This is a genomic window from Methylorubrum sp. SL192, assembly GCF_026672325.1.
GTDB lineage: Bacteria > Pseudomonadota > Alphaproteobacteria > Rhizobiales > Beijerinckiaceae > Methylobacterium > Methylobacterium extorquens.
Window position 1 is genome coordinate 3,705,818 of the sequence record NZ_JAPPQV010000003.1, and the last position, 25,878, is coordinate 3,731,695.

Genomic DNA, 25,878 nt, shown 5'->3' on the forward strand with positions numbered 1-25,878 from the left:
AAATCACCCAGCGTCCGCATGCTCGCGCGAACAGCTGCCGAATATATCGGGCGAGCAGGCAGCAGAGACTGCGCAGAAAATAAGTCAGTGTTCCTGCGGCTCTCTCTCTTGCGGCAACTTTAGACCTGAAACCCAGGGGTAAGCTGTGAACGACACACCACCACCACTGCCGCCGTTCAACGACGATGGGTACAAGGCTACGGAGCCCGCCATCACGTTCACGATCGAGCAATTCGTGCTCGCACGCAGGAACGAGATCTATCGGGCCTGGACCGACCCGGAGCTGTTCCAGCGCTGGATCGTGCCCCCTGACCAGGAACTGGTTTCCCTCTCCGCCGAACCGAAAGGCGAGACCATCTGGAAGACAAAGGGCAGCACGGACGAAGAGCCCATCACGTACGTCCTGGCCCCCCAGACGCTATGTGCTTACAACTTCATGGAGATTCAGTTTTACACATCTGCCGTACCAGGTATGATGGACGAGCACCCGGTCTATCTGCATCTGGACCTCGACAAGCGTCAGTGGGAGGGCAAGACGACCTCCACAGGCTTCAAGCTTCGGATCGGCTATCACAGCGCGATGCTGTGGCGGTACACGAGCCGGGTCGACCTGCACACCTTCTGGCTCGAGGCCACGGAGCGCCTCATTCGCCTCGTCGAGCAGAGCAGCATCCTGCGCGAGTCGGCGGACTAACAGCAGCCGCCCCACAATAGAGCATTCAGGCATCCCGGGGACGCTCACCGTCCCTGGGATGCTCGCCGCACGCAGGAGCCAGTTCGGCGTAGCCTCGAACTGCAGCGTCGACGTTTCACTACGGGATCTTGCCTCTCCCCACGGCCTGACGGAAGCCCTGAGCGACCTCGCCGACAACTGACTCCGGCGCCTGAAGGAGCGGGCGCACGCGACCGCTCCGCATAACCGACCGCGCCGTGCATGCAGGCACCACCCGACCCGGACCATCTCCATTCTCACGCCGATCCACCGCCCGCCAAGTGTCTGAAACTCGACGCCCCTGACCTCGGGCACTCTGCCGACATGCGGCCTCGACGGCAGCCAACGAGCTGCAGCTCGCCCCGCCGGACGACAAGCCCTTCGTCGCGCCCGCGCACGGCTCACCCTGACCGCGTACGGCCCCGATGCCGATATACCGGCGACGATGTCAGGCGCCGCGCCCCGTGCAGCACCGCGATCCGGCCAGCCCGTCGAGGCGCTCGCCAGCACGATCGAGCGCGTCACCTTCCACAGCCCCAAGACCGGCTTCTGCGTGCTGAAGGTCCAGGCGCGGGGCAAGCGCGACCTCGTCCCCGTCATCGGCCACCGGCGCGGGTGAGTGGATCACCGCCACCGGCACGTGTCACACCGACCGCCAGCACGGACTTCAGTTCAAGGCCGATACCCTCAAGGTCACGCCTCCCACCGGCGTGGAGGGCATCGAGAAGTACCTCGCCTCGGGCCACATGTGCGGCATCGGTCCGGCTATGGCCAAACGCATCGTCGCAGCCTTCGGCGAGGCCACCTTCGAGATCATCTAGGCCGAGCCCGCCCGCCTGATCGAGGTCGGCGGCATCGGCCCGAAGCGTGCCGCCCGCATCGTCCCGGCTTGGCCGAGCAGAAGGCCGTGCGCGAGATCATGCTGTTCCTGCACGCCCACGGCGTCGGCACGGCACGTGCGGTGCGCATCTTCAAGGCCTACGGCCACGACGCCATCGCGGTGATGACCGAGGATCCCTACCAGCTAGCAAAAGACATCCGCGGCATCGGCTTCTCGGCCTTCGTCCCCCTCACGCCCGTCCAGGGTCGCCAGATGCCGACGAAGGCGAACAGAGGCTGGTCCTCGTCGAGGGCGAACCACACCGGCCTCTTGCGCGGCTTGGTGTCGGCGTACTCGCTGAAGGCCGTCACCGGCACGAGGCAGCGGTGGGCCGGCCCAAGACGGCGTGTAGGATCAACGGGGACGGGCAAGATCGGAGGTGGTCGCCGTCCCGAACCCAGGCCAGCAACCCGAAGCCATGGCCCCGCCGGCGGGGGGCGGATGATCGTCCCCCGCCGGGTCGATCCCCGACGGGACGGACACGGCAAGCCACGCGTAAGACCAAACCCACGAAAAATCCGCGTATAGTCACAAACCTCTGCCCCGCCCCTTAGCAAGCAATTGACAAATATGGGCGATTTCGGATCGTTGCGGCAACCATCTGCCTCGTCAGGGATGGGGCAGATGTCGCACGCGCTTGCGGGTCAGCCTCCTCCGCCACGGGGCCATACTGAGGCAGCGTTCGACGTGACGACGTCCGTCGCCACCACCAACGCGGGGCAGGCCCAGAAACGAGAAGGGGGCGCTCGCATCGGCGAGCGCCCCCCTCATTTACAGTCCCACCGGACAGCTACAAACTACATCAGTGCGCCAGGCGCCAGGTGTCCGGACCCGAGCGGGCACGGCCGTTGAGCCCGGCGATGCCTCAGATCAGCTCCATCTCCAATCGGAACTCCTCGGGCGGTGGGGGCCGCCGCGACGGCTCAGGCAGGTAGGACAACTTCGTTACCCGCGTGTTGAACTCCCGCGGGTACAACCAACGAACATCACGCCACCCATCATCGTACCGCGATATGAACGGAGGACGCGGAGCCTGGGGCAGCCGAAGGCTCTGCAGCTGTTCCTCAAGACACATCTCCCGCGGCACCACCGGCCGCTTCGGCCGCGGCGGGTTGCGAAGCTCGTCACAGTCCTTCGGGATGCCGATCTCGCGGCGCGCTGGGCCCAGGTTCAAGCATGAGCCGAGACGCGGCATCATCGTTACCATGCCCGGATCCTGCCAGGGCCACGCGATCAAGTCGCCCAACATCACGTCGGTTCCGGACGGCGAGTTGTAGGCCTGCCGCACGACCGCCCGAGGGTCGTAGCCTTTCACCTGGTAGTGGAAGCGGTGCCAGTGCAGCCAGGGAGTCCGCTTCGCCGGGCCGGTGACACGGATGGCCCGCGGACAGGATCCATACCCGTTCCGCTCCGGCCACTTCATCACCCACCGCCGGAACTCATCGCGCTGCGCCGAACGCGTACATGGCTGCAGGCCCAGGTAAACGGCTAGATGGGTATGCAAGCCGACCCGCGTGCAATTCTCGTGACTGAAGAAGTACACGGTAGGTAAGTGCCTTTCATGCAGCCAAGCGTTCAAGTGCTTTAGGAAGTCGGAGAAGAACTCCTGTGCGCTTGGCCCGTCTGAAGCGCCGAGCGCACCCCACAAAATGGTCACTGCCGTCTCACAGTACAGCCGGTGCCAAGCAGCGAACGCCGCTGCGGCGTAGTGCCCGGCGAACTCCTTCTCGCTGATGAAGGTGGAAGTCGAACGGCGGGAGGAGCTAGCGCCGCGGTGCACGTCTGGTCCAGAAACGGGACGACAATTTACGCACGAACGTATCAGGGCGCTTTGCCTGATTTGTTTGTATGTAGTCGTAGTTACTTAGCGAATTTGGGGGCTCATCCCACATCATCCGCAGTTGATTGCCATAGTACCCTGTGACCAGACCAAGATGGAAATCGACACCGGGCATGGCGCCTCCGTGGTACAACGCCTCTGACCACGAATCGCTGTCGCCGTACTGGCTGCGGCAGAACTCGGGGCGGGGATTCAACGCCATGGAGGAACTCACGAATCGGTCACGGCGCGCAGCGGTTTGTGCCCCAACGAGGTCATCGGGGGCATTACCGCACGGGCAAAAGCCCACGCCGGACAAAAGGGAGGGAGACTGCGCTTTATAGTCAGGCGCGGTCGACTAAGTCAGATAATTCAGCTGCACCAAAACTCTAATCTTAGACTGCTTCGATTGCTGGTGCTGGAAGACGTCAGTTGTTCGCGCTTGCCTTAGTTGACGCTTACGCGCGCACTTCTCATTAGTTCATCAGAGACGGTGCGCGCATGCTAGTGCCTCAACAATCTCGCGCTTGATTTGCTGCTGCTTCGTCTCACGACGACGCGAATTTTTCGCACTGTTGTTAGGGGCGTTCGTCAGCCTAGAGCTAACCACAATGCCGATCGGTCCGGCCTCCGCCACTGAAGCAAGCGCGGCGCGATGCACTTCGCAGATCGGTTGCAGATTAGAAACGTACATGAGCCAAGCCCGCTCCTTCAAGTCCGGCTCTTTCATAATCTGAGATAAAGTGATGTCTTCTGGATTAACGCAATTATTGGTCGCTGCCGGAGGATGAGGAGCGTCAGTCGAGACCACAGACATCTGAAGCGGATTAGTGGAATGATCAAGGAGTGCCATAAAGCTCTTCCGGTTTTCAATTCAAAGCACGATTGATGAGTATCGCGCCCATTCCGGAAATAGTCGTCATTCTGATCCCAATATCAACCCTGCGCTATGAACAAAAAATGCCTTTGTTTCGATGAAGAACAAAGCAGGGCCACCTAGCGACCGCCGTATATAACGAGATTTACAGAATAAATTCCTAAATCTCGGTTGGAGGGCGCATATGCCGCATGCCTGAATTAGAAAACTTATCAGGCGACGAAGTTCTGGTACGCCGTCTCAACCTTGAGGTGGAAATTCTGAGATATTACAATTTACAAGGAAATGTGCGACAAAGTAACTCAGTCGCATAAAAGGGGGATGCGATGCGGCGGTTGACCCATCAAGGTTCGCTAGATTCAAGGTGACTGCGAGTCCGGATTGGTGTTCGGCGCGCGTGCACGTCGCTGAGGAACGCCGGAACGAACGTCCCCGAACCTTGAAGTAGCCGATCGAGATTGGGTGTTGCGGACCTCTTGCGCCGCTAATTGCAAGCTCACAAGGTCAGGGGCATCCGCGAGCGGGTCGAGGCGGCCGGCGCCCAGCTGCTCTACCTTCCGCCCTACAGCCCCGAGTTCAACCCGATCGAACAGATCCTCGCCAAGCTGAAAGCCCTGCTGCGGAGCGCAGCCGCCCGCACCGTGCCAGACCTCTGGGACGCCATCCGGCACGCCTTCACCCGCTTCACCCCAAACGAGTGCCGCAACAGACTCGCCTCCGCCGGCTACGACAACGACTTGGCTGTCGCTACGTAAGCGGGAACGGCTCTAGAACGATGGCGGGATCACCGAGTAGATCAGCACACCATACATCGCCCACCCCCGTCTGACCTTAAAACCGGGCAGATTAGAAAAGCAGCTTGTTGGGGCGGAGATCCGATTACGTATTGTATCAGGGGCAAGGACGACCTTTTCCAGTCCCGAGCCGTCATTCTGAGAATGGCTTGCCCCGTCCCGGGAGCGGGTCCTTGGGAGCAAAACGATGAACGCGGCCGTTCGCGTTCAACTGCTCCAGCCGGCCCGCGGCCTCGGACGCGGTCAGCTTAAAGCGGTGGCGCAGGACGCTCCCGATCGCCGCGTACTCGTTGCGAAGGTTCGTCGCGAAGATCCCGGGGTCGTCGCTCCCGACGCACACGGTGGGGCGGTTCGTGATCGTCGGCTCGCACAGCCCGAGCCAACGGTAGAGGTGATGCTCGGCCATGCCGTCGTAGAAGCTGATCCGCAGGTTGCTTGTCGGAAGCGTCTCCAGAGCCACCCCGCGCCCGTTGACAAGGCCGAGGACGTGGTCCTGCAAAGCCGCGAAAGCCTCCTTCGAGATCTGCGCCGCCTCGACGTCGACGCGCTCGTTCGCCCGCTTCGGATCAAGCGCGTGCCGCCGGCTGAAAACCTCGTAGGCCGCCCCCGAGTGGGCGACTAGGTCCGCAATCAGGCTAAGCTCGGCGGAGCGATGCGCGTCCACGGCGGTCTCAGACAGGAACCGCGCTTGCCCGGCGACGGCCTCGCCCGTGAGCGCCTGGCCGTCTCTCAAGAGGCTCCGCTCCACCGCCCGCACCTCGAGTGCATCGAGGCGGCGCAGCTCCCAGGCCCGCTGGAGCAGGTCCGGGCTTCGCTCCGTCCCGTAGAGGATCTCGGAGTGCTCGGCGATCAGGCGCTCAAGATGGAACATGTCCTGCGCGTACCCCCCTATCATCGCCAGAGCGCGAAAGGCGAAGACCGCGTCGTCGAGGACGTCTATCCGGCTTAGCACCGCCCTCGGGGCCGTCCTAGACAACCAGAGTGCCGGGTCGATGCCGAGCGCCGTCGCGTGGCCGATTCGGTCGCCCGAGCGGAGGTCTAGGAATTCGAGCACCTCAGCTACGGACCGGATCCCGGACAGCAGGTGCCGGAAGTCCTCGCCGACGTGGAAGGTGGCGCGGGGAATGTCCGCGCGGCGTGCAAGGCGGAAGGCCGGTGCGAAGGGCTCGGGCGGGGCGTGCAGCTCATTCGCGGCCCCATCGACTCCCTGGATCAGGGCTCGCCCAGTCGCGCTGCCGTTCCGGAGCGTCTCCAGGACGCGGGCCTGCTCGTTGAGCCCGATCCGCAGGTCGCTGTCGCGGCAGCGCCGGCTGCGATCGTTAAGGTCGGACGTAGGCCGCTTGATGAAGTGGGCGACGAGCGTGAGCTCCGCGTTCGCCCGCCCCGAAGCGCAGCAGGATTCCTCCGCGCACTGGCGGCCGAGGAGGCAGGGCGGTGGGGCACCCCGGAGGTCCCGCTCCCGCTTTTCGGAACGGCAGCCCCGGAATTCAAGGTAGCCGTCCACGATGTCTGCGATAAGGGCCCAGGTCTTGGCGACTGTGGGCTTGGGCGCGAAGCGGCCCTCAAGGTGCCGGAGCATGTCGAAGGGCTCGCGACCGTTCAGCTGGCGAAAGCGGCTGAGGTAGCGCCGCTCGATCCGCTCCCGAGTGCCGAGCAAGGTGTACTTCTGAAACTGGTCGAAACCGCTCTCGTCGACCTGCTGGACCGCAAGGCGCGCCAGCTGAGTGAGCATCAGGAGATCGAAGTAGAGCCCAGCGCCGATCGCCCGATGCCCCGGGTCGCGCCGGAGGGCGGCAAGGCAGGCGTAGAGCAGAGCCGCCTCGTCGACGATCGGCCGGTGCGGCGGTCCGCCGAACAGGACGTGGGCGGGATGCAGGCTCAGGGGCATGCCCAGCGGGTGGGGCCAGTCGCTGTCCGAAAGGGAGAACTCCGCCGCCCGTAAGAGGGCTTCGATCCCCGTCACCGACGGGTCTTCCTCCGCTCGAGCCCCGAGCTCCGCGACGAGGTGCCGGCGCACGCGCCGGGCCGCGCGAAGCCGCTGGTAGACGCCATAGGGCCGCAGCCCTGGCTCGAGCTGCTCGTAGAGCTCCAGGGACGGCTCCGGGCTCTTGTTCTGAGCCTCCTTAAGCTCGGCGTAGAACGCGACCGGCGCTTTGCACGCGTCCGGCCACAACACGTCGAGCTCCGTCGAGCCGTTGAGGTGCATGTGCAGCTCATTGAGCCCCTCGCGGGCGACGAGGTCGTCGAGGCCGGGATCCGCGGCCCCGACGAGCGCCGTCTCGCCGATCTCCCGCGCCAGGAACGTTCGCGGATCCACGCCGGGGGCCGGCCCGCGCCCTTCCTGCACAAGGAAAGCGACGATGACGGCGAGCGGCGAGAGGAACGGTAGCAGCTCGTGCCACTCCCCGAACAGTTCGTAGCGCACGGCCACCCGACCGTCCCGCCGCTCCAGGTAGCGCTCGGCGAGGCTACCGAGCACGATCCAGGGAAGGTCACCGACGTGCTCAGCGTTCCCGAGCCGATGCTCCAGGTACCCCTTGTAGAAGTGGTCCGGGCGCCCGACGTCTGACCGCCGCTCAGCGATGAAGATCCGCCGCCGCGTCTCCTCGATTGAAGGGACCTCCCCCCGGCCCAGCATGGCGAGGCCGTAGGTGTCGCTGAAGGCGCGGCGGTAGATGAGAGCGGCCATGGGTAGTATCGAACTTTACAAAGAAAACTAAGTAAAAAAATATCTAATTACTCGAATTTGTAATGCTCATTCCAATGCCTAATTCCCGCGCAAGATACATTATTTTGTCTCCGAGGCCGGAAATTTTTCGGGTTGTGGACCGGGATCCGCTGGATGAATTTTGAATGTATACTGAATTTAAGATTGAGAATAGCCCGTCTGAAATGATTGTCGAGTCGTGATGTTTGAAGTAAAATACATATGAGGGCGACCTTTTGGAAGCTAATTTGACGGCATTTTCATAGCGCCGAAAAATCATTGCCGCAGCATCTAAACGAATCGCCTTGTTGCTTATATGCGCCTCAGAACGCGCTAGATAGTAACCCCAAAGAGGGCAAGAAAACATTGCGTTAAAAAACATAATATTAGGATCGTCCTTAAGTGATTTAGCCTTATTGATTTGTGTAAGAACACTCAATAGAGGTGTGCTGTTTCTAAGCGGATTTCCAGCTGCCCGTCCTGCCGCTTCATGACCTGCAGCTCTCAAGGCTTCGACTCCAACTGCATGCAAGAATGCCGTTATGGAGCGATGCATCAAGACGCCTAAATAGCGAGTTTCACCAGGCTTGAGTTCGGCCACAATAGAATCGAACGAGTACGCGAATCTCGTCCACATCCGGGAAAGAGTTGCAGGAGCAACCGTCAGAGAGCCATTTTCAAGATCAAGACTGCGAAGCCAAGCCGCTAGTAGATCCGCGAGAAGCGGCGAGTTGCCATTTTTTTCCGAATCAGGAAATTCTTCGAACTCTATATCTGGAGCATCATATTCGGTGCCTCCCTCATCGTCTGCGATCGTACTTTGTAAATTCATCGCAGTGGGATAACTTCTAAGGATCGCGAGCGTGTTCATGATGTTCTGCGTGTAAGAACGAGAGACTTCCGGCTGCGCCGCCCCGAGCATCTCGGCTACGAAGGCGATAGGACGTAGAACGGAGTAGGCCCCGTTTTCAGAGCCTCGTCCGCTGACGATCCGGAGAGCAGGGAGCATCGCAGCGAAGCGCGCGTCTCCAGCTAGCCCATTCTCAAGTGAGTCTAGGTTATTTGCAAATATGCCTTTTGATCCATTTTCAAATAAGGAGCCCATCTGATATTCTTTGTTATGATTTTCAAATAATTCAAAGTATACGCGCAGGGGAGGAGGAAGTATACCAAGAAGGCGATCTTTGCTGGCTTCTGAGTTGCCGATCATTGTGTTTTTCAAGATCTCATTCACAATTTCTGCGCTGGCGACTCCATAAAGTTGGAGAGCTGCGGCATCTCCTAAACTTGAGTGTTTCGCCGGAACGTTTGTGCTACTCAGGCGTATGCCGCGCAGTAACTGACGTCCTCGGTTCGCATCCCGGCTCGCATCCCAAGCCGCCAATCGGCTGACGAACTGGGTCGGGCGTTCCGCCGTCCCCGCATTGACGTGCTCCAACAGGCCATGCAAGTCTCGCGCGTTGTCTTCTGTCGACCGATCCGAAGCCTTTCGATTGGTCGAGACGACCTCACCGCGGTCCAGCTTCTCGCGGATTGTGCAGATTCGAAGCCAGTAGTCGATCATAGCGTTGGGCTGGCGGCGGAAAAGCTCGACGAGTTGAGCCGCGATCCGAATGCTGACGAGATCGGCCTTCTCATCGACGCCACCGGGATGGAAACGCGACATCGCCAGCCAGAGATCGGCCTTTGAGGCCAGCCACTCACTAAGCGCTCCCAGGACCCGGCCCGAGTTCGGGTCCGTGAGACCGTACTCGTCCAGATCGAGACTCATGAGGGACGCGGACGCGACCTGCCTTAGTGCGTTCAGTGCTTCGGCTCTGTCCTCGGATACTTTATTGCCGTGAGGCGGCTTGTCCTCAGCAGTCAGGGCCCATGCACCTGACATGACTTGGAGAGCGCTCCGCATCGGAAGCCGAAGCACGGTCGAGCGGATCAGCTCGAGATCGGTGCGTGCCTGAATGCAGAGGAGTCTCTGCGCGAAGCGTTCGCTGACGTCTCTCTCGCTCCGCCGTTCCTCTGAAGCCGACCTCGAGGCGTGAAACTTGAATTCGTTGCTCTGGTTGGCTAGCTGCAGTAGTGGTGGCAGCTCGATCCGGTTCTCCGGTCGAACGATCTTGACGAGGTATTGATCCTGGAGAACGTCCACCATCTTGACAAGCTGGTCGGCGTAGGAACCCGATCCGCCCATCTCTCGCTCGATACTGAAGATTTTCTGCTCGACGTCCAGGAACTCCTTCGTGATCTGCTTCCACTGCTGCTGACGCACGAGCAGGTTGTAGAGCCTGAGGTCGCCGGCGAGGATCACCTTCAAGCGGGATGTCGCTAAGTACTTCCTGAGCGCCTCGAGAACCGGCCAGCCTTTGTCGAAGGAGGTGTCTACGTCGTCGATGGCGAGGACGAAGGCGTCCGCGTCGATGAATGAGCAAGCCGCCCTGACGTAGTGGTGGAAGGCCCGCTCGAACCCGCCGGCGCTGCGGGCCTTCTCGAGACCACGATCGAGCACGTAGTCGGCGTCCGCCCAGTCCTTGCCGTAGAGCGTACTGTCGCCGATGCCGTCGAGGAGAGTGAGTCCCGCGGCCAGCTCGCGCAGAGCCCTCTTGAAATCCTCGTACGCACCCTTTTTCGCGGATTCGTTGCGCCGGTACGCCTGATCGACCGCAACCTTAATCTTTTCGATGACGATGACGACGATGTTCTGTTTCGACTCAATGAGGGTCGGGTCGACAATCCCAAGGCTGTAGAGGGCCGCTACCTTATCGTCGGCCTTCCTCTTGAGCACGTACGGCCGGTAGGCCGATGTGCCCTCTTGGATAAGACGCAGGACGTCGGTGAGAAAGGTCGTCTTGCCGTCCCCGCGCCGTGCGCTCACTAGGATCGCCTCGTGGCGGCGGTAGGGCATCACGTCGAGCGCCCGCGGTCGGGACCTGAAGCGGTCGTCCTGCTCGGGCTCCTCCGGCCCCGGCGTCGCCGCGAGCTTGCTCAGGACCTGCCGCATGGCGTCCTGGCGTATGCTGGTCTCACCGGTGCCGCCGCCCGGCTTGCTCTCGCCGGGACCCACCCAATCCAAATCGATCTCGATCTTAGCCACCCGCCCCTCTCACGTCTGAGCTCTTCGTTCAGGACGGTAGGCCGCCGTTAGGGGAGATGTCGACCATCAAGGGTGCTCCACAACGTGACGGCTTGCGCCAGACTGCAAGCTTGGGTCTATCGACTAGAACGTCCGCTCTCTCCGCATTGACGCTGAAAGCTGCCGGGCCGAGTTCGGCCAGGACTAGTTACGAAGCGGGACCAGAATGCGGGCAAGCGAACGTACTGAGCTTCCGACAAGGGTCGAAAGCTGCCCCAAGCGCTCACGCCAAACTCTACTCCAACTGCCGACAGGAGGTTGCCGGCTGACACACGATCCTGCTACAAATCCCCTGGCGGCTGAGAAGCTAACCAACTGATGAAACTGTGGAAAATTCCGGGCTGGCGTGAAGGACAGGATCCAGGTCCCCCAGCCATCGGTTTTCGCCCGCCCGGTCCGTGACCCGGCGGGTTTTTTGTTTCTGGCGTCCCATCCGTGGGCCTGCTCGTCCTGCAACGCGCTTCGTGCTTCGAGGGTACACGGCGCCCGGTATGGGTGATCCGCATGACCGGCGCGGAGCGTGGTTCCGAGGCAGTTCGGTGTCGGTCCTGATCCAGAGCCCGGCATGCAGGATCAACCGCATGGTCGGATCGCAGCGCGCGAGATGAGGTCGCATGGACGTCACGATCTTCAGCACCAAGGCCTATGATCGGCGGTTCTTGGACGAGGCCAACGCGGCGGCGGGCGAACCGCACCGGCTGCGCTATCTCGAAGCCCGGTTGACGCATGAGAGCGCGCCGCTGACGCAGGGAGCGCAGGCCGTGTGCGCTTTCGTCAACGACGTGCTCGACCGGCCCGTTCTAGAGGTGCTGGCCGCCTCCGGCACGCGGATGGTGGCCCTGCGCAGCGCCGGCTTCAACAATGTCGATCTTCCCGCCGCCGCGGAACTCGGCATCGCGGTCGGCCGCGTCCCGGCCTACTCGCCGGACGCGGTCGCCGAGCATACGGTGGCCCTGATCCTCGCGCTCAATCGCAAGACCCACCGGGCCTATGCCCGCGTCCGCGAGGGAAATTTCGCACTCGAAGGGCTGCTGGGGTTCGATCTAAAGGGACGCACAGTCGGCATCGTCGGGACCGGCAAGATCGGTCGTGCGGTCGCGCGCATCCTCGCCGGCTTCGGCTGCCGCGTGCTGGCCTATGATCCCATGCCCTCGGCCGAACTCGCCGGCTTCGGCGCGGAGGCGGTGGGCCTCGACCGGCTTCTGGCCGAGGCGGACATCGTCTCCCTGCACTGCCCGCTGACGCCCGACACGCATCACATGATCGACCGTGCCGCGCTGGCGCGGATGAAGCGCGGCGTGATGCTGATCAATACGGGGCGCGGTGCGCTCGTCGATACCGCGGCGCTGATCGAGGGTTTGAAATCAGGGGTGATCGGCGATCTCGGCCTCGACGTCTACGAGGAGGAAGGCGGCCTCTTCTTCGAGGATCTGTCGAACCAGATCATCCGGGACGACGTCTTCTCGCGCCTGCTGACCTTCCCGAACGTGATCGTGACGGGGCATCAGGCCTTCTTCACCGCCGAGGCGCTGGCGGCGATTGCGGCGACCACTATCGAGAACCTGTCCTGCTTTGAGAAGCAGGGCGTTCCGCGGCATCCCGTATCGGTCGAGCGCCTCGCCTGATCGCGACTGGTGACGTCGATCACGGATGTCAGCCAGGGCTCTGCCCTGGACCCGCGAAAGGACCTGTCCTTTCGAAACCCGGACTCTCAGCTGCGCCGAGATGCGCCAGCAAGTGCTCGGCGAGTTGGCGGGCGTGCGGGGGAAGCGCTGCGAAGCTGCGGGCGCAGAGCCTGAGCTGGCGCACGGTCCAGGGTTCGTCGATCGGAATCGCGCGGATCGCCAGCGTCTCCGCCGCGCGCTGCGCCGCCGCCTCGGGCACGATCGCCACGCCGACGCCCCGCTCGACCATGCGGCAGACCGCATCGAGCCCGTTCAGGCGCACCCGCAGCTTGAACGGACGGCCGGCGCGGGCGGCGTGGGTCGCGAGATGCGCCTGCAGCGCCCGGCCGTGGCTGAGGCCGACCAGAGGCTCGTCCAGCACCTCCCGGAACGCGACGCCGCTCCGCTGCGCCAGGGCATGGCCCGCCGGCACGGCGAGCACGATCCGGTCGAGAAGGAGCGGCCGGGTTTCGAGCGCGCCGAGATCGGTCGTGTCGGCGACGATGCCGAGGTCGGCAAGCCCACCCGCCAGAGCATCGACGGTCTCGCGGCTGGTGCGCTCCTCGAGATCGATGTCGACGCTCGGATGGGACGCAAGGAAGCCGGACAGCGCATCGGGCAGGAAGGCGGCGACCGCCGCGGTGATCGACAGGAGCCTCACATGACCGCGCAGGCCCCTCGCGTACTGGCCGAGTTCGCCGCGCATCTGTTCGAGCTGGCCGAGCACGAGCCGGGCGTGATGCACCACGGCGAGGCCCGCCGGCGTCGGGCGTACCCCGCGGGCATGGCGCTCCAAGAGCGGCACGCCGCCATCCGCCTCCATGCCGCGGATGCGCTCGCTCGCAGAGGCAAGCGCCAGCCCGGCCCGCTCGGCGCCACGGGTGATGCTCTCCGCCTCGACGACGTGGAGGAACAGGCGCAGGTCGGTCAGATCGAAGCGCATGGAGCATCGTCGCGAAAGGTGGCCGTCAGCTTTCGGAAGAAGACGATGCAGGGACAAAAAGCCAGAGCCTCGTCGGCGAGGCCGCATCCCGCGGCAAAGGCTTCGGCTCAGCCGAAGGCTGATACGGGCCACTTCCGCATTGTCGCACGTCGTCGCGCTGCGAAACTCAAGCTATGCCACGCAACGCACACACAACGATCCGCTCGGGCGACGCCCGGCTCGAAACGGCGGCCCTTCTGCTCGCGGGGTTCACCGCGCTGATTGCCATCGGCCGCTCCGATCCCGGCCCGCGCGCCTGCACCGGCGCGCCGCCGGTCGCGGTCGCCCGGCCCATGTCGGAAGCCGCGCTGCTTTCTACGAAGGAGGCCGAGGCGGAAGCCGCGCGGCAGGCGATCCTGCGCGACATGCGGCTCCACGACTAACCCCTACTGACCCGTTTGCCCCTCCTCCGATCAGAACGTGCTCATGACGTTTTCCATGGACCCCCTCCCCCTCGCAGTCGCTGCGTCGGCCTTCCTGCTTGCGGGCTTCGTCAAGGGCATGGTCGGGCTCGGCCTGCCGCCTGTCGCCATGGGCTTGCTCAGTCTCGTCATGGCGCCGGTCCAGGCCGCGGCCCTGCTCGTGGTGCCCGCCTTCGTCACCAATGTCTGGCAGCTTGCCGCGGGCCCGCGCTTCGGCACGCTGCTGCGCCGGCTCTGGCCGATGCTGGCGGCGAGCGTCGTCGGCACCCTGGTCGCGGCGGGGATCCTTCACGGGAATTACGGCGCGGAAGCCACGGTCTTCCTCGGCCTCGCTTTGATCGCCTACGCCGTGATCGGCCTTGCCGCCCTGCGGCTCCATGTTCCGCCGAGCATGGAACGCTGGCTCGGGCCGCTCATCGGCGCGGCGACGGGGCTGGTGACGGCGGCCACCGCCGTCTCCTCGTTCCCCTCCGCGCCCTATCTCGGGGCGCTGGGCCTAACCAAGGACGACCTGATCCAGGCGCTGGGGCTCTCCTTCACCGTCTCCACCGTCGCGCTCGCCATCGCCCTGACCGGCGGCGGCGCCCTCTCGCTCAGCGTCGCGGGCACCTCCCTCATCGCCCTCGTGCCGGCCCTGCTCGGCATGGCGCTCGGCGGCTGGGTGCGGGGGCGCGTCAGCGAGCGCGTGTTCCGCCGCTGCTTCTTCGTCGGCCTGCTGGGCCTCGGGCTCCATCTCGTCCTGCGGCCGCTGTTCTGAAGCATCGTCCCGAACGGTAATGGCCGGCTTTCGGAAAAAGACGAGGCCGAAAGCTCAGCGCGCCGCGCCCTAGGGCTCGACCTTCCGTAGCACGAGGGGCACGCCGATCTCGGGGTCGCGGCGCCAGCGCCCCTCCCCGATCGCCACGAGGCTCACCGCGTGGCCGCGCCGCGCCTTCAGGGTCAGATGCCCGTTGGCGAAGCGCCAGCTCACCGGATCGAACACCGTGATCCCACTGTCGCGGCAATCCGGCAGCACCCGCACCGGGGCGGTGTCCTTACCAGCTTCGGGGGGCAGCGCGAATTCGAGGCGGCAGACATCCTTCTGCTCGGCGCGGTCGAGGGCGTAGAGGCCCGAAGCCGGACCCTCCGCCGGCTTCTCCGGCACGGCGGCCGAGGCGGGCGCGTCACTCTCCACCGCATTCGCCGCGGGCGTGACGGTGGCCGCACCGGGGGCGGCGGGCGGTAGCATCGCCGCGATCTGCAATGGTACGAGGTTGTAGCGCTCGCCGTTCTCAGCGGAGGCCCCGAGGCTCATCCCGTCCGGGTTCTTGGCGAAGGCCAGCACCGGCCGCAGGTTCCGGTCCACGAGGCGCAGGCCCTCCCCCGTGAACAGCCAGCCGCCGATCCCGGCCATGAGCGGCAGGGCCCGGCGGCAGCCGGCGGGAAAGCGCGCCACGCGCCCGCTCGGACCGGTCTCCATGGCGAGGGTCAGCACGCAGCGCCGCCGTCCGCCCTCCAGGGACAGATCCCAGGTGCCCGCCGCGCCTGCCAGGGTCTCGGGCAGGGTCGCGAGTCCCGCGGGCGCGCCGCCTCCGCCCTCGGCCGGCATGACCGCGGGCGCGGGCTCCGCCGCGGGTGGACTCTCCTGCGCCCGGGCCGCGCTCGGCGGCAGGGCCACCAGGGCGGCGGCCAACGCTCCGGCTAAAGCGCCTGCCCAAGCGCCTGACCGTGCCATGCGCATCATCGTCGGGCCCCTCATCGCTGGCCCGTCCAGGGCGTTTCCGGCACCGGCGTCACCGGCCCCTTGCCGTCGAACCACGAAAACAGATTGTCCGTGAGCAGCCGGCCCATCGCCGCACGGGTGTGGTGCGAGCCCGAGCCGACATGCGGCAGCAGCACGGTTCGATCGAGATCGATCAGCGCCTGCGGCACCTGCGGCTCGTTCGCGAACACGTCGAGCCCCGCCCCGAGGATCGTCCCCGCTTGCAACGCGGCGATCAGCGCCGCCTCGTCGATGACGCTGCCGCGGGCGATGTTGACGACGATGCCGTCAGGCCCGAGCGCCGCAAGCACCCCGGCATCCACGATCCCGTTCGTGCCCGGTCCGCCGGGTGCGGCCACGATCAGCGTATCGACCGCCTGCGCCAGCCCGAGCAGGCTGTCGTGGTAGGTGTAGGCGACGTCGGCCTGCGGCGTGCGCCCGTGATAGGCGATCCTCACGCCGAACCCCTCGAGCCGCTGGGCGATCGCCCGCCCGATCCGGCCGAGCCCGAGGATGCCGACCCGCCGCTCCCGCAGGCTCGTGGTGAGCGGGAAGCTGCCCTCCCGCCAGCGCCCGGCGCGCAGGTAGCGGTCGGCCTGCGGGATCTGGCGGAGGGTGGCGAGCAGGAGGCCCAGCGCGAGGTCGGCCACCTCGTCGGAGAGCACGTCCGGCGTGTGGGTGACGACGATGCCGCGGCGATGCGCCTCGCCCGCATCGATCGTGTCGTAGCCGACGCCGAAGCTCGCCACGATTTCGAGCTGCGGCAGCCGGTCGAACAGCCTCGCATCGATCGGGCACATCGCGCCGACCGCGAGCCCGCGGATGCGCGGTCCCACGGCGTCGAGGAACGCCTCGCGGTTGGGCGCCTCCTCCAGGCGGTGCAGGCGGAAGCGCTCGGCGAGCCGCCCGGCCACGTCGGGGCGGGTCTGCCGGATCAGGAGGATGTCGGGCGTCTCGGCTGGTGGCACCGGCTCACGGCCTCCCAGAGGTCGGCAAGGAAGAGGTCAACAAAGGATAGGCCGGGAGTATCGCTGCGCCGCGCGCCGGTCCAGCCGGTGGGGCGAGCGGGCTGCAAAAGTGTCATGCGCGCCGCATGTGCGCGGCCGCCCTTCCGAAATCGCCCGAGGAGCATTACACAAGAGGTCTTCCGGATACTCCCCACGATCCGGCCGCATGGTTTCCCGCGGCCCGGTCGAGGCGTTTTCCGCGATGGAGCCTTCAACCCGTCAGAATAGCTGCATCATGACCGCGCCGCGCACCCTCTACGACAAGATCTGGGACGACCACGTCGTCGATGTCGAGCCGGATGGCTCCGCCCTCCTCTACATCGACCGCCACCTCGTGCACGAGGTGACGAGCCCCCAGGCGTTCGAAGGGCTTCGCGTGGCCGGCCGCACGGTGCGAGCGCCGCACAAGACGCTGGCCGTCGTCGATCACAACGTTCAGACCTCGGACCGCTCCAAGGGCATCGAGGATCCCGAGAGCCGCACCCAGCTTGAGGCGCTCGCTGAGAACGTGCGCGACTTCGGCATCGAGTTCTACGATGCCCTCGACCAGCGCCAGGGCATCGTCCACATCATCGGGCCGGAGCAGGGCTTCACCCTGCCGGGCCAGACGATCGTGTGCGGCGATTCCCACACCTCGACCCACGGCGCCTTCGGCGCGCTGGCCCACGGCATCGGCACGTCGGAGGTCGAGCACGTGCTCGCCACGCAGACGCTGATCCAGCGCAAGGCCAAGAACATGCGGGTGACGGTCGACGGCACCCTGCCGCGGGGCGTCAGCGCCAAGGACATCGTGCTCGCCATCATCGGCGAGATCGGCACCGCCGGCGGCACCGGCCACGTCATCGAGTATGCCGGCGAGGCAATCCGCGCCCTCTCGATGGAGGGCCGGATGACGATCTGCAACATGTCGATCGAGGGCGGTGCCCGCGCCGGCTTGGTCGCGCCTGACGAGACCACCTACGCCTACGTCAACGGCCGCCCGAAGGCGCCGAAGGGTGCGGCGTTCGACGCGGCCCGCCGCTACTGGGAGAGCCTGGCCACGGACGAGGGCGCGCATTTCGATCGCGAGATCCGTCTCGACGCCGCCAACCTCCCTCCGCTGGTCTCTTGGGGCACGAGCCCTGAGGACATCGTCTCGATCCTCGGCACGGTGCCCGATCCGGCCCAGATCGCGGACGAGAACAAGCGCCAGTCCAAGGAGAAGGCGCTGGCCTATATGGGCCTGACGCCGGGAACCCGGATGACCGACGTCACCCTCGACCGGGTGTTCATCGGCTCCTGCACCAATGGCCGCATCGAGGATCTGCGGATCGTCGCCAAGATGGTCGAGGGCCGCAAGGTGCATGACAGCGTCTCGGCGATGGTGGTGCCGGGCTCCGGACTGGTGAAGGCGCAGGCCGAAGCCGAGGGGATCGACCGCATCCTGAAGGATGCCGGCTTCGATTGGCGCGAGCCTGGCTGCTCGATGTGCCTCGGCATGAACCCGGACAAGCTGCGGCCGGGCGAGCGCTGCGCCTCGACCTCCAACCGCAACTTCGAGGGCCGCCAGGGCCCGCGCGGCCGCACCCACCTCGTCTCCCCGGCAATGGCGGCCGCCGCAGCGGTGGCTGGCCGCTTCGTCGACATCCGCGAGTGGCGCGGCTGAGCGTCGCTCCGGCGCGGCAGGTTTGTGTTGCCTCCGCGCCGCGAGAAAAGCCCGCTTCGGGATTTTTGACCGGCGGCGGCGAAACAGCGATTGACGCCTTCGCCGCCGCCCCCTAAACGAACCCCATCGCCGACCGGCAACGGTCCGGCGCCCAGGTGGCGGAATTGGTAGACGCGCTGGTTTCAGGTACCAGTCTTGCAAGAGGTGAAGGTTCGAGTCCTTTCCTGGGCACCAATTTTCTGAGAACAGCCATCATCTCAGAAACTTAAATCCAGACAGAGTGATACGCTAGGCCGACCGTGCTACAACGGCGTGCTACAGATGCGTTTTCAGCTCGTTCGTCCGGTGAAGCGAAGCGACTCCTCCTACCCACAATTCACTCAGCGAATCCCCGCCGATGTGCGCTCCCTCGCCATCGGTCGCACGCTTGTCGTGCCGCTTGGCTCTGAGACCGTCCGCATCGCTATCACGCCCACTATGGGCAGCATTCGGTTCTCCTTGCGGACGCTGGACCCGAGCGAGGCCAAGGCACGGCAGGGTCAGGCGGCGGCTACGCTAGAGACCTTCTGGGCCACGCTGCGGAAGTGCCGGCCTGTCACCCTCGACCACAAGCAGGCGACGGCCCTAGCGGGCGAGCTTTACCGCGCATGGACCGCCGATCGGGTGCGCACCACCAGCGTCACCCTGATGCCGGATGGCCGGTGGCAGCGCGACAGCGAGACTCCCGATGAGGAGCTTGGCGCCCTGGAGCCGATCCTCGTGCGGCTGGATGCGGCGTCCGAGAGCATCGAGCCGTCTGAGCTGGAGCATGATCTCGGGCCCGTGGTGGACCGCCTGCTCCTGCGCCGGGGCATCGCCAGCGTAGATGAAGACACCCGGCCCATTCTTCTCAAGGCCTGCGCTCAAGGGCTCCGGGATGCCTTCCTGAACCGCAAGCGGAACCTGGAGGGCGACTATAGCGCCGACCCGAAGGCAGCCCGCTTCCCCGACTACGAGCCGCCCGAACTCACGGCGCAGCCCAAGACCGCCTCCCCGCCTTCGCCCAAGACTTCGCTGACCGGCCTCGTGGTGGACTGGTGGGCGGAGCGGAAGGCAGCTGGCCTCAAGCCCAGCACCCACGAGAGCTACCGCAACACGACGGCCGCCTTTGTGGCCTACCTGAAGCACGATGATGCGGCCCGCGTGACGGCGGACGATGTGCTCGGCTTCAAGAACCTCCAAGCCGCCCTCGCCAAGATCACCGATCCCACTCTCCCCGAGCCGCCCATCAGCCTGCTCACGGCCCACCCGCACGGCCCCTTTACGGCGGTCTGGGAGGCACCCGACCCGGAGAGCGGGGAGCCGGCGGTCTTCTTCACCATCCAGAATGCCGAGCGGGGTCCCCGGTGGACCCCTCCCGAAGTTTTCCTCATGCTCGACCTCTTGCTTGCCTACGGCGGGGGGCTGTCGGTCAACGATGCGGGCAACGGCTGGGCGTACCTCCGGCCATGGGGCGGGGTCTCCCGGCATACGCTGGGCCGGCTGATCTACGATGCCAAGCTCGGGGATGTCGTGCGCCAGCGGAAGCGGGCCGACCATCACGCCCAGCTCCCGGCCAACTTCTTCAAGGCATCGGCAGGCAAGCCCCAAGCGGATCGGCCGAGCGGCACCCCGAAGCGGGACCGCGGGGACGCCATCGAGACCGCCCTCGCCAACTTCCACCGGACCCACCGCCGGTCTGAGCTTCCGGCCACCGCGGAGGAGTACCGGCAGGTTCTGCGCGATGCCTTCCGCCTCGTGGACGCCTACCACGCGGAAGAGCCGCCGGAGGCCCACGAGGCCGCCTAAGGCCCAACCTTTCCCGAGTTCCCCGCGCGGGGAGAGGGCCGGAGGACGGTCTACGTGGGGTGGCTCCTGCCTCCGGCCCGACCATCATCAGCAGCGTGACCCAGCATCAGGGTGAGCGGCTTTAGGCCCGCCCGCAGCCGGTAGACCGCAGCATCACCACCAGCATCAGCACCACCGCCCCGAGGCCCGCCGCCGCGGCAGCCACCCCATGCCCGCAAGGGAGGGGCCTCGGGCACCCGCCGCAAGGGGCGAGCCTGAAGGAGACGATGGGCCGGCTCATGGCGACCCGAGCCTATCAAAGCGCACCGGACGGCGAGCCCGGAGACCACGCGACCAAGGGGACCAAGCAGGCGATGCTTACGGGCACCGCGGCGAAGTACCGGGAGATGGGCTTGAAGCTGCTGATGCGGGACCCGAACGTGCGCCAGGCGATGTTCCAGGTGAGCGCCAAGGGCCGTGCGGCGGTGGCCGCGAGGAACGCCCCGAAGTCGGACCAGCGAGTCGGCGCGGAGGCCCTTGAGAGGATGGGCCGCGGGTTCGGGGTAGATCTGGGCGGCTTGCTGACGGCGGAGTGAGTTGAAGACAGTGGCGGGAGGGTGGTGGCTTCGAGTGCCCTTGCCCTCCCGCTGACCTCTCAGGTGCAGCACCGTTGGCATAGGCCGAAAGGCATAGGCCATCCGGCCTAGATGCTCATGCAGAAACTCAGGCTATAAATAGCGGGCTTCCGGGAAGGTGACCGATGAAAATTCACGGAGGCCCAACAATTTGGTGCAAACTTGGATGTCAATAAATGGGCTTCTTTATCTCGGCCATCGTTGCCGTGTCTCTCTGGATTGCTTACTTCGAGCATGACTGGAAGCTCGAAGACTCACGCTTTGGGTGTTTGTGCCATGCAGCGCTGGCTACGGTCTACGCCGTGATGCTCCTCGGCGCTACGATCTGAGCCATTGAAAGGCCCTTATGCTCTCCCGTCGATGAGAGGGGGTCTTGAGAGCCGCAGGCCGCGTGAGCCCGGAGGGCGAACAACACGCTACTGCGAGCGCCAGCGAGGCCACACGGGCGCAGCCCACACCAAGCGTCAGACCACCTTGACCGAACCATCTGAGCCGTGACGTGTTCACTCTTCGTTCTTGCAAGGGAATCACGCGCCATGGACCGATGGGCACCGACCGACCCGCCGGATACCGTCGAGGAAATCGCCCGGTCCTACCTCCTGACCTCGGAGGGCGACGCGGGGATGGCTCTTCGCTGCGCCATCTCGGATGCCCTGGCGGATCTCTGTGAGGCCGAGCGCCGGACGCGCCGCCAAGACCGCCTCATCTCGCGTGGGTTCGTGCGGGCTGCGCTTCATGAAGCGACCCGGCAGGAGCAGCAGCGTGCGACCGCCTAGCCGGCCTGAAGTCCCATGCCTGGCGGCGTACCCGTATGTCGTCGTCCGCGTTGCCTGCCCGCACTGTCCGAACCGCACGGGCAGTTATCGGCTTGCCCGGCTGGCCGCACGGCTGGGCCCGGAGACCCCGCTGGAGGACGTGCTTCGACGCATCGCCTTCGATTGCCCGTGGCTCGATGAGCGTCACCCCCGAGCCAAGAGCCAGTACGTACCGAAGTGCAAGGCGCACTTCCCAGATCTTGAGGCCGCCAGCCCCCAGCCGCCCGACATGCCGCCCGGAATGATGAGGCTGCGGGTGGTGCAGGGAGGAAAGGGGTAGTTGTGTCGAGGAAGTCTCCGCCGTCGGACTGCCTAACGCTTGGCTTTCGCCTTACGCCGCCGCGCTCCCCGCTTCGGCTTGCTCAGGATGCTCGGAGCCGGCTTCAGCATCTCCGCGAGCGCCGCACGTTGCTGGCTACGCACCGCGTTGGCCGTATGGCCCTGCCACCAGCCGACCGCCCCGTGAACGGAAGAGAGCCATAGGCTGAGCGCGGGGTTCTTCATGTGTGACATGCGATGGGTAGTGGGGGGTGGAGGAGCCGTTCGCTTTAGATCGCGGTACCACTCAACCGAGCACGAGCTTGCTGGCGGCATCTACCATAGACGTAAGATAGCTTAGGCCATACTCTGCAATAGTTAGGGGTGTCGCTCGAGCTATTGGTTGCCCGAGGTGGGTATCGGGCGGGCCGCATCTATCGCCAAATCTATCGTCACGCACCTCGACCAGTCGAACTATATCGCTGGCAAAATGCACATCACCTCGAATGCCTACTACAGTCCAAGTGTCGATGCCGTTGGAACGCAGCATGACGCCGGCATAGGGCGATCTCAAACTTATGCTGGTGCTTCCTCTTTCGACAATCCTCCTGACACCATGCTCCTCTGCATTGCGAGCAAAGTGCAGGTACCGCAACAGTGGATCCTTCTTTCGGCAGTTTTTTTCGCGCCCAAACCAGGATGAGCTCTTGCCTTCACCTTTGGATCCTTCTTCGAAGGTAGCGTAGATCGTGCCGAAGGCTGCAAGAAAATCCTCCCAAGCCTCTTCTGTTTGCTCGGCATCTGTTGACGAGCGCAAGGCCTCAACAGCTCTCTCGGCCCTTTTTAATTTGCGATGCGCCTTTTCAACTGCCAGGGCGTCCATTTGAACAAACTTCGATCTGCCGATAACGATCGGCTCGCGCTGCATTGGCTTGAAATATGCGGCATGCAGCTTCCGCCAGCAATGTTGACAGATCTTGAAGTTGTGTATGCAAGCCGCCTTGAGCCCCCTTCCGCCACCGTGCTACAGACCGTGCTACAAAGCCCCCGCCGCCATGCGCATCGGTTCTTTGTTTTCAACCAATTAGCGGAATCCTGGCGCAATCCTTTCCTGGGCACCATCAGCTGGCTAAGCCGCTGAGCCGCAAAAGCAATCAGGTAAAACAGACACTTAGGACTGCCCGGGTGGTACAAACGGGTGGTACAAATGTCGTTGATGACGACGCGTCCCTGGAAGCATCCCAAAACCGGCATCTACTATCTGCGGCGGGCCGTGCCAGCCGACCTTCTCGCGCTCATCTGCAAGCGCGAGGAGAAGATCAGCCTTGGCACGAAGGATCCGGTTCTCGCCAAGAGCCTCCATGCCCGTGCCCTCCTTGAACTCGACGAGCGGTGGACGAACCTCCGCGCCGGCCCAAAGCTGCTGAGCGAGCGCGAGGCACACGAGATGGTCGACCCACTCTACGCATGGTGGATCGACCAGTATTGCGACGAGCCGAGTCAGCAGGCCTTCTGGCGGATTGATCTCGGCGAGAATCTTTGGCCCCGCCGCCCGTCGGGCTGGTCGCTTCAACCGAACCTGGGTGCCACGCTCATCAAAGAGGCGGCAGATCCAGCGGTCGGTGCTCGGCGAGACATGGAGGAGTGGTGCAACGACCAAGCTGATGCCGTGCTGAAGCAGCGCGGCATTGTTGTCGGTAAGTCGGACCGTCGAAAACTCGCCCGGGCTGTCGCGGCGGTGATGCAGCGGGCAAGCCTCGCCCTCAGGGCCGCGGCGCAGGGCGAACCCCTCGACGTCGGCCAACACCTTATTGCGCCTCAAACCTTTTCGTCGTCGGCGATGGCTGCCCAGCCGTACGGCACAGCACCGACCACGTTACGGCCGGAAAAGCTGAGTGCCCTGGTCGAGGCTTGGTGGCTTGAGGCCGAACGGACCGGCAAGTCGGTTTCGACCCACGCGGCGTACGCTCACGCCTTCCACTTATTGATTGCCTTTCTCGGGCCCCGGGAAGGCGCTGAGCGAGACACGCGCGACCTCCCGTAAGGCCCCCCGATCGGCTCCGGACGACGCGAGGACGCCCATGCCCGAGGCAACCGTCGAGAGAAACCGCGCCAGTGCTGCGGGATCGGCGGTCTCGGCAAGGTCGCCGTCCTGCTGAGCCTGAACGAAACGCTCGCGCAGTTCCGTCTCGGACAGCGCGCGCCGCGATGCCAACTCGAACGGGATGTTCTCCGAGCCTTCGCCGCAGGCGAGTCCCCCCTGGACCAGCAGGCAGCCGGGTGGGTTGGCCGGATCGGTGTGGCTCTCCACGATGCTGAACAGGAAGCGCTCGGCCACGTCGCGCGCGGTGGGGCCCGCAAGCACGTAGCGCATGTGCTCGGACCGGCGCTGGGCATAGCGGTCGAGGGCCGCCTTGAGCAGACCCTCCTTGCTGCCAAAGGCCGCGTAGAGGCTCGGCGGCTTGATACCCATCGCCTTGGTCAGCATCGCGAGGCTCGCGCCGTCGTAGCCATGGCGCCAGAACACCTCCATCGCATCATCAAGGGCCTTGTCCGTGTCGAACGACCGGGGCCGCCCCATCGCCATTGTCCGCAAGCTCCAACTTTTGTATCGAGTGGTAGATAAGTCTCTTGACGCGCCGCGTCCATGCCGACATGTGTATCACACGATACAGATGTCGGAGCCGGCCGTGCACCCCCATCGCGACACGTCCCTAGGCCATTTTCTCTTCCGGCGCAGCGCCGGGGTCGGACTCGCTCTCGCCTTGCTGGCGGGTGCTTCCTATCAGTTCGTCTCGGCACCGCTCTTCAAGGGGGATGCGGCGGTCGCCGCAACGCCGCAAGCCGAGCAGGCCGCACCGGCCTCGGTCGCCACCGTCGAGCCGCGGGACGTCGTCCTCTGGGACGCGTTTTCGGGCCGGCTCGAAGCCGTCGACCGAATCGACGTGCGGGCCCGCGTCGGCGGCGCGATCCAGTCCACGCACTTCGTGGAAGGCGAGCTTGTCCAGGCCGGCGATCTCCTCGTGACCATCGATCCGGCGCCCTACGCGGCGGAGGTCCAGCGTCTGGAGGCCCAGGTGGCCGGCGCCGAGGCGCGCGTCGCCCTGACGTCGAGCGATCTGGAGCGCGGGCGCAGACTGTCCGACCAGCAGATCGTCACGGCGCGCGACCTCGACGTGCGCGCCAACGCCTTCAAGGAGGCGAAGGCGAGCCTCGACGCGGCGAAGGCGGCGCTGGAGGCGGCGCGCCTGAACCTGAGCTATACCCAGGTGCGGGCAGCGGTGGGCGGACGCGTCGGACGCCGGGAGATCACGCCGGGCAACCTCGTGGCGACGGGAGCGGGGGCCGCGGTGCTCACCACCCTCGTCTCGGTCGATCCGGTCTACGCGAGCTTTGACGCGGACGAGACCGTTGTTGTGAAGGCGCTGGCCTCGATCGCCGGCCCCGCAGGCGGGCGCGGCAGGCTCGACCGCATCCCCGTCGAGATGGTGACGGCGGACGGGGCTCGCGCTCGCGGGCATCTGCAGTTCATCGACAACAAGGTCGATGCCCGCAGCGGCACGGTCCGGGTGCGCGCCACCTTCGCCAATGGCGACGGCCACCTCATTCCCGGTCAGTTCGCGCGGATGCGGCTCGGTCAGGCCACGCCCGAGCGCTTGCTCCTCGTCAATGAACGGGCCGTCGGCACCGATCAGGACAAGAAGTTCGTGCTCGTGGTCGGAGCGGACGACCGCGCCGAGTTCCGCGCCGTCACCCTCGGCCGGGCGGTCGAGGGCCTGCGCGTCGTGACCGCGGGCCTCTCCGGCGGCGAGCGCATCGTCGTCAACGGATTGCAGCGCATCCGCCCCGGCACGCTTCTGCGCCCTGAGCCGGTGGCGATGGGCGTGCGTGCGCCCGGTGCCGCCGGAGCGCGCGAGCTCGCCAGCGCCGAGGCCCCGTAGCTTTCAGCCCCTTCGACCATTCCCGACCCGACGCGCGCGACCGCCC

Annotated in this window: 21 protein-coding genes, 1 tRNA gene and 3 pseudogenes; 14 read left to right on the forward strand and 11 right to left on the reverse strand. The window is 65.1% G+C overall.

Annotated elements, in window-relative coordinates; translation table 11 throughout:
- Nucleotides 1-145: 145 nt before the first annotated feature.
- Together OVA30_RS18140 and OVA30_RS18145 are read left to right on the forward strand one after the other, a co-directional pair.
- Nucleotides 146-694: a hypothetical protein gene (locus OVA30_RS18140; protein WP_268176277.1), complete on the forward strand. Its 549-nt coding sequence runs from the start codon at nt 146-148 to the stop codon at nt 692-694.
- 463 nt (nt 695-1,157) lie between these two features.
- Nucleotides 1,158-1,766 (forward strand): annotated as a pseudogene (locus OVA30_RS18145) (helix-hairpin-helix domain-containing protein); the annotation flags it as partial.
- On the opposite strand, the pseudogene OVA30_RS18150 reads toward OVA30_RS18145, so the two are convergent.
- From OVA30_RS18150 to OVA30_RS18160, 3 genes and pseudogenes are all read right to left on the reverse strand, one after another.
- Nucleotides 1,760-1,933 (reverse strand): annotated as a pseudogene (locus tag OVA30_RS18150) (SOS response-associated peptidase family protein); the annotation flags it as partial. The pseudogenes OVA30_RS18145 and OVA30_RS18150 overlap by 7 nt on opposite strands.
- Before the next feature lie 524 nt (nt 1,934-2,457).
- Nucleotides 2,458-3,372, reverse strand: a complete 915-nt coding sequence (locus OVA30_RS18155; protein ID WP_268176278.1) for a hypothetical protein — start codon at nt 3,370-3,372, stop codon at nt 2,458-2,460.
- Between the two features lie 523 nt (nt 3,373-3,895).
- A complete protein-coding gene (locus OVA30_RS18160) occupies nt 3,896-4,264 on the reverse strand; it encodes a hypothetical protein (RefSeq protein ID WP_268176279.1) in 369 nt (122 codons plus the stop codon).
- A 512-nt stretch (nt 4,265-4,776) separates the two neighbouring features.
- Here OVA30_RS18160 and OVA30_RS18165 point away from each other — a divergent pair.
- Nucleotides 4,777-5,043: pseudogene (locus OVA30_RS18165) on the forward strand (transposase); the annotation flags it as partial.
- A gap of 172 nt (nt 5,044-5,215) precedes the next feature.
- Here OVA30_RS18165 and OVA30_RS18170 read toward each other — a convergent pair.
- Both OVA30_RS18170 and OVA30_RS18175 read right to left on the reverse strand, forming a co-directional pair.
- Nucleotides 5,216-7,771, reverse strand: coding sequence for a hypothetical protein (locus tag OVA30_RS18170; RefSeq protein ID WP_268176280.1), 2,556 nt, complete (start codon nt 7,769-7,771; stop codon nt 5,216-5,218).
- Between the two features lie 43 nt (nt 7,772-7,814).
- Nucleotides 7,815-10,877: a hypothetical protein gene (locus OVA30_RS18175; protein WP_268176281.1), complete on the reverse strand. Its 3,063-nt coding sequence runs from the start codon at nt 10,875-10,877 to the stop codon at nt 7,815-7,817.
- Between the two features lie 653 nt (nt 10,878-11,530).
- Between OVA30_RS18175 and OVA30_RS18180 the strand changes: the two genes are divergently transcribed.
- Nucleotides 11,531-12,541, forward strand: coding sequence for a 2-hydroxyacid dehydrogenase (locus tag OVA30_RS18180; RefSeq protein WP_268176282.1), 1,011 nt, complete (start codon nt 11,531-11,533; stop codon nt 12,539-12,541).
- Nucleotides 12,542-12,569: 28 nt separating this feature from the next.
- On the opposite strand, the gene OVA30_RS18185 is transcribed toward OVA30_RS18180, so the two are convergent.
- On the reverse strand, nt 12,570-13,523 hold the full coding sequence (locus OVA30_RS18185; protein ID WP_268176283.1) for a LysR family transcriptional regulator: 954 nt from the start codon (nt 13,521-13,523) through the stop codon (nt 12,570-12,572).
- Between the two features lie 173 nt (nt 13,524-13,696).
- Here OVA30_RS18185 and OVA30_RS18190 point away from each other — a divergent pair, with 173 nt between their 5' ends.
- Nucleotides 13,697-13,945 (forward strand): hypothetical protein, encoded by a 249-nt coding sequence (locus OVA30_RS18190; RefSeq protein WP_268176284.1) that lies wholly within the window; start codon nt 13,697-13,699, stop codon nt 13,943-13,945.
- A 43-nt stretch (nt 13,946-13,988) separates the two neighbouring features.
- A complete protein-coding gene (locus OVA30_RS18195; protein ID WP_076641994.1) occupies nt 13,989-14,741 on the forward strand; it encodes a sulfite exporter TauE/SafE family protein in 753 nt (250 codons plus the stop codon).
- Nucleotides 14,742-14,810: 69 nt separating this feature from the next.
- Here the strand turns inward: OVA30_RS18195 and OVA30_RS18200 are convergent, their stop codons facing one another.
- Both OVA30_RS18200 and OVA30_RS18205 read right to left on the reverse strand, forming a co-directional pair.
- Nucleotides 14,811-15,707: an AprI/Inh family metalloprotease inhibitor gene (locus OVA30_RS18200; protein WP_268177512.1), complete on the reverse strand. Its 897-nt coding sequence runs from the start codon at nt 15,705-15,707 to the stop codon at nt 14,811-14,813.
- An 11-nt stretch (nt 15,708-15,718) separates the two neighbouring features.
- Nucleotides 15,719-16,693, reverse strand: coding sequence for a 2-hydroxyacid dehydrogenase (locus OVA30_RS18205; RefSeq protein ID WP_268176285.1), 975 nt, complete (start codon nt 16,691-16,693; stop codon nt 15,719-15,721).
- A gap of 274 nt (nt 16,694-16,967) precedes the next feature.
- Between OVA30_RS18205 and leuC the strand changes: the two genes are divergently transcribed.
- The 6 genes from leuC (at nt 16,968) to OVA30_RS18235 (ending at nt 21,594) form a co-directional block, all read left to right on the forward strand.
- Nucleotides 16,968-18,377, forward strand: coding sequence for a 3-isopropylmalate dehydratase large subunit (gene leuC / locus OVA30_RS18210; protein ID WP_268176286.1), 1,410 nt, complete (start codon nt 16,968-16,970; stop codon nt 18,375-18,377).
- 149 nt (nt 18,378-18,526) lie between these two features.
- Nucleotides 18,527-18,611: transfer RNA gene (locus OVA30_RS18215), tRNA-Leu, on the forward strand.
- A 264-nt stretch (nt 18,612-18,875) separates the two neighbouring features.
- Nucleotides 18,876-20,204, forward strand: coding sequence for a hypothetical protein (locus OVA30_RS18220; protein WP_268176287.1), 1,329 nt, complete (start codon nt 18,876-18,878; stop codon nt 20,202-20,204).
- Nucleotides 20,205-20,482: 278 nt separating this feature from the next.
- Nucleotides 20,483-20,779, forward strand: coding sequence for a hypothetical protein (locus tag OVA30_RS18225; RefSeq protein ID WP_268176288.1), 297 nt, complete (start codon nt 20,483-20,485; stop codon nt 20,777-20,779).
- A 215-nt stretch (nt 20,780-20,994) separates the two neighbouring features.
- Entirely contained in the window at nt 20,995-21,147 is a 153-nt protein-coding gene (locus OVA30_RS18230) for a hypothetical protein (protein ID WP_268176289.1), read from the forward strand.
- 207 nt (nt 21,148-21,354) lie between these two features.
- A complete protein-coding gene (locus OVA30_RS18235) occupies nt 21,355-21,594 on the forward strand; it encodes a hypothetical protein (protein WP_268176290.1) in 240 nt (79 codons plus the stop codon).
- Nucleotides 21,595-21,945: 351 nt separating this feature from the next.
- On the opposite strand, the gene OVA30_RS18240 is transcribed toward OVA30_RS18235, so the two are convergent.
- Both OVA30_RS18240 and OVA30_RS18245 read right to left on the reverse strand, forming a co-directional pair.
- A complete protein-coding gene (locus OVA30_RS18240; RefSeq protein WP_268176291.1) occupies nt 21,946-22,137 on the reverse strand; it encodes a hypothetical protein in 192 nt (63 codons plus the stop codon).
- A gap of 61 nt (nt 22,138-22,198) precedes the next feature.
- Complete coding sequence (locus OVA30_RS18245; protein ID WP_268176292.1) at nt 22,199-22,774, reverse strand: hypothetical protein; 576 nt, start codon at nt 22,772-22,774, stop codon at nt 22,199-22,201.
- A 333-nt stretch (nt 22,775-23,107) separates the two neighbouring features.
- Here OVA30_RS18245 and OVA30_RS18250 point away from each other — a divergent pair, with 333 nt between their 5' ends.
- Complete coding sequence (locus OVA30_RS18250; protein ID WP_268176293.1) at nt 23,108-23,935, forward strand: DUF6538 domain-containing protein; 828 nt, start codon at nt 23,108-23,110, stop codon at nt 23,933-23,935.
- On the opposite strand, the gene OVA30_RS18255 is transcribed toward OVA30_RS18250, so the two are convergent.
- A complete protein-coding gene (locus OVA30_RS18255; protein ID WP_268176294.1) occupies nt 23,873-24,478 on the reverse strand; it encodes a TetR/AcrR family transcriptional regulator in 606 nt (201 codons plus the stop codon). The two genes, OVA30_RS18250 and OVA30_RS18255, sit on opposite strands and share 63 nt — an antisense overlap.
- Before the next feature lie 88 nt (nt 24,479-24,566).
- Here OVA30_RS18255 and OVA30_RS18260 point away from each other — a divergent pair, with 88 nt between their 5' ends.
- Complete coding sequence (locus OVA30_RS18260; protein ID WP_268176295.1) at nt 24,567-25,832, forward strand: efflux RND transporter periplasmic adaptor subunit; 1,266 nt, start codon at nt 24,567-24,569, stop codon at nt 25,830-25,832.
- Nucleotides 25,833-25,878: the final 46 nt, after the last annotated feature.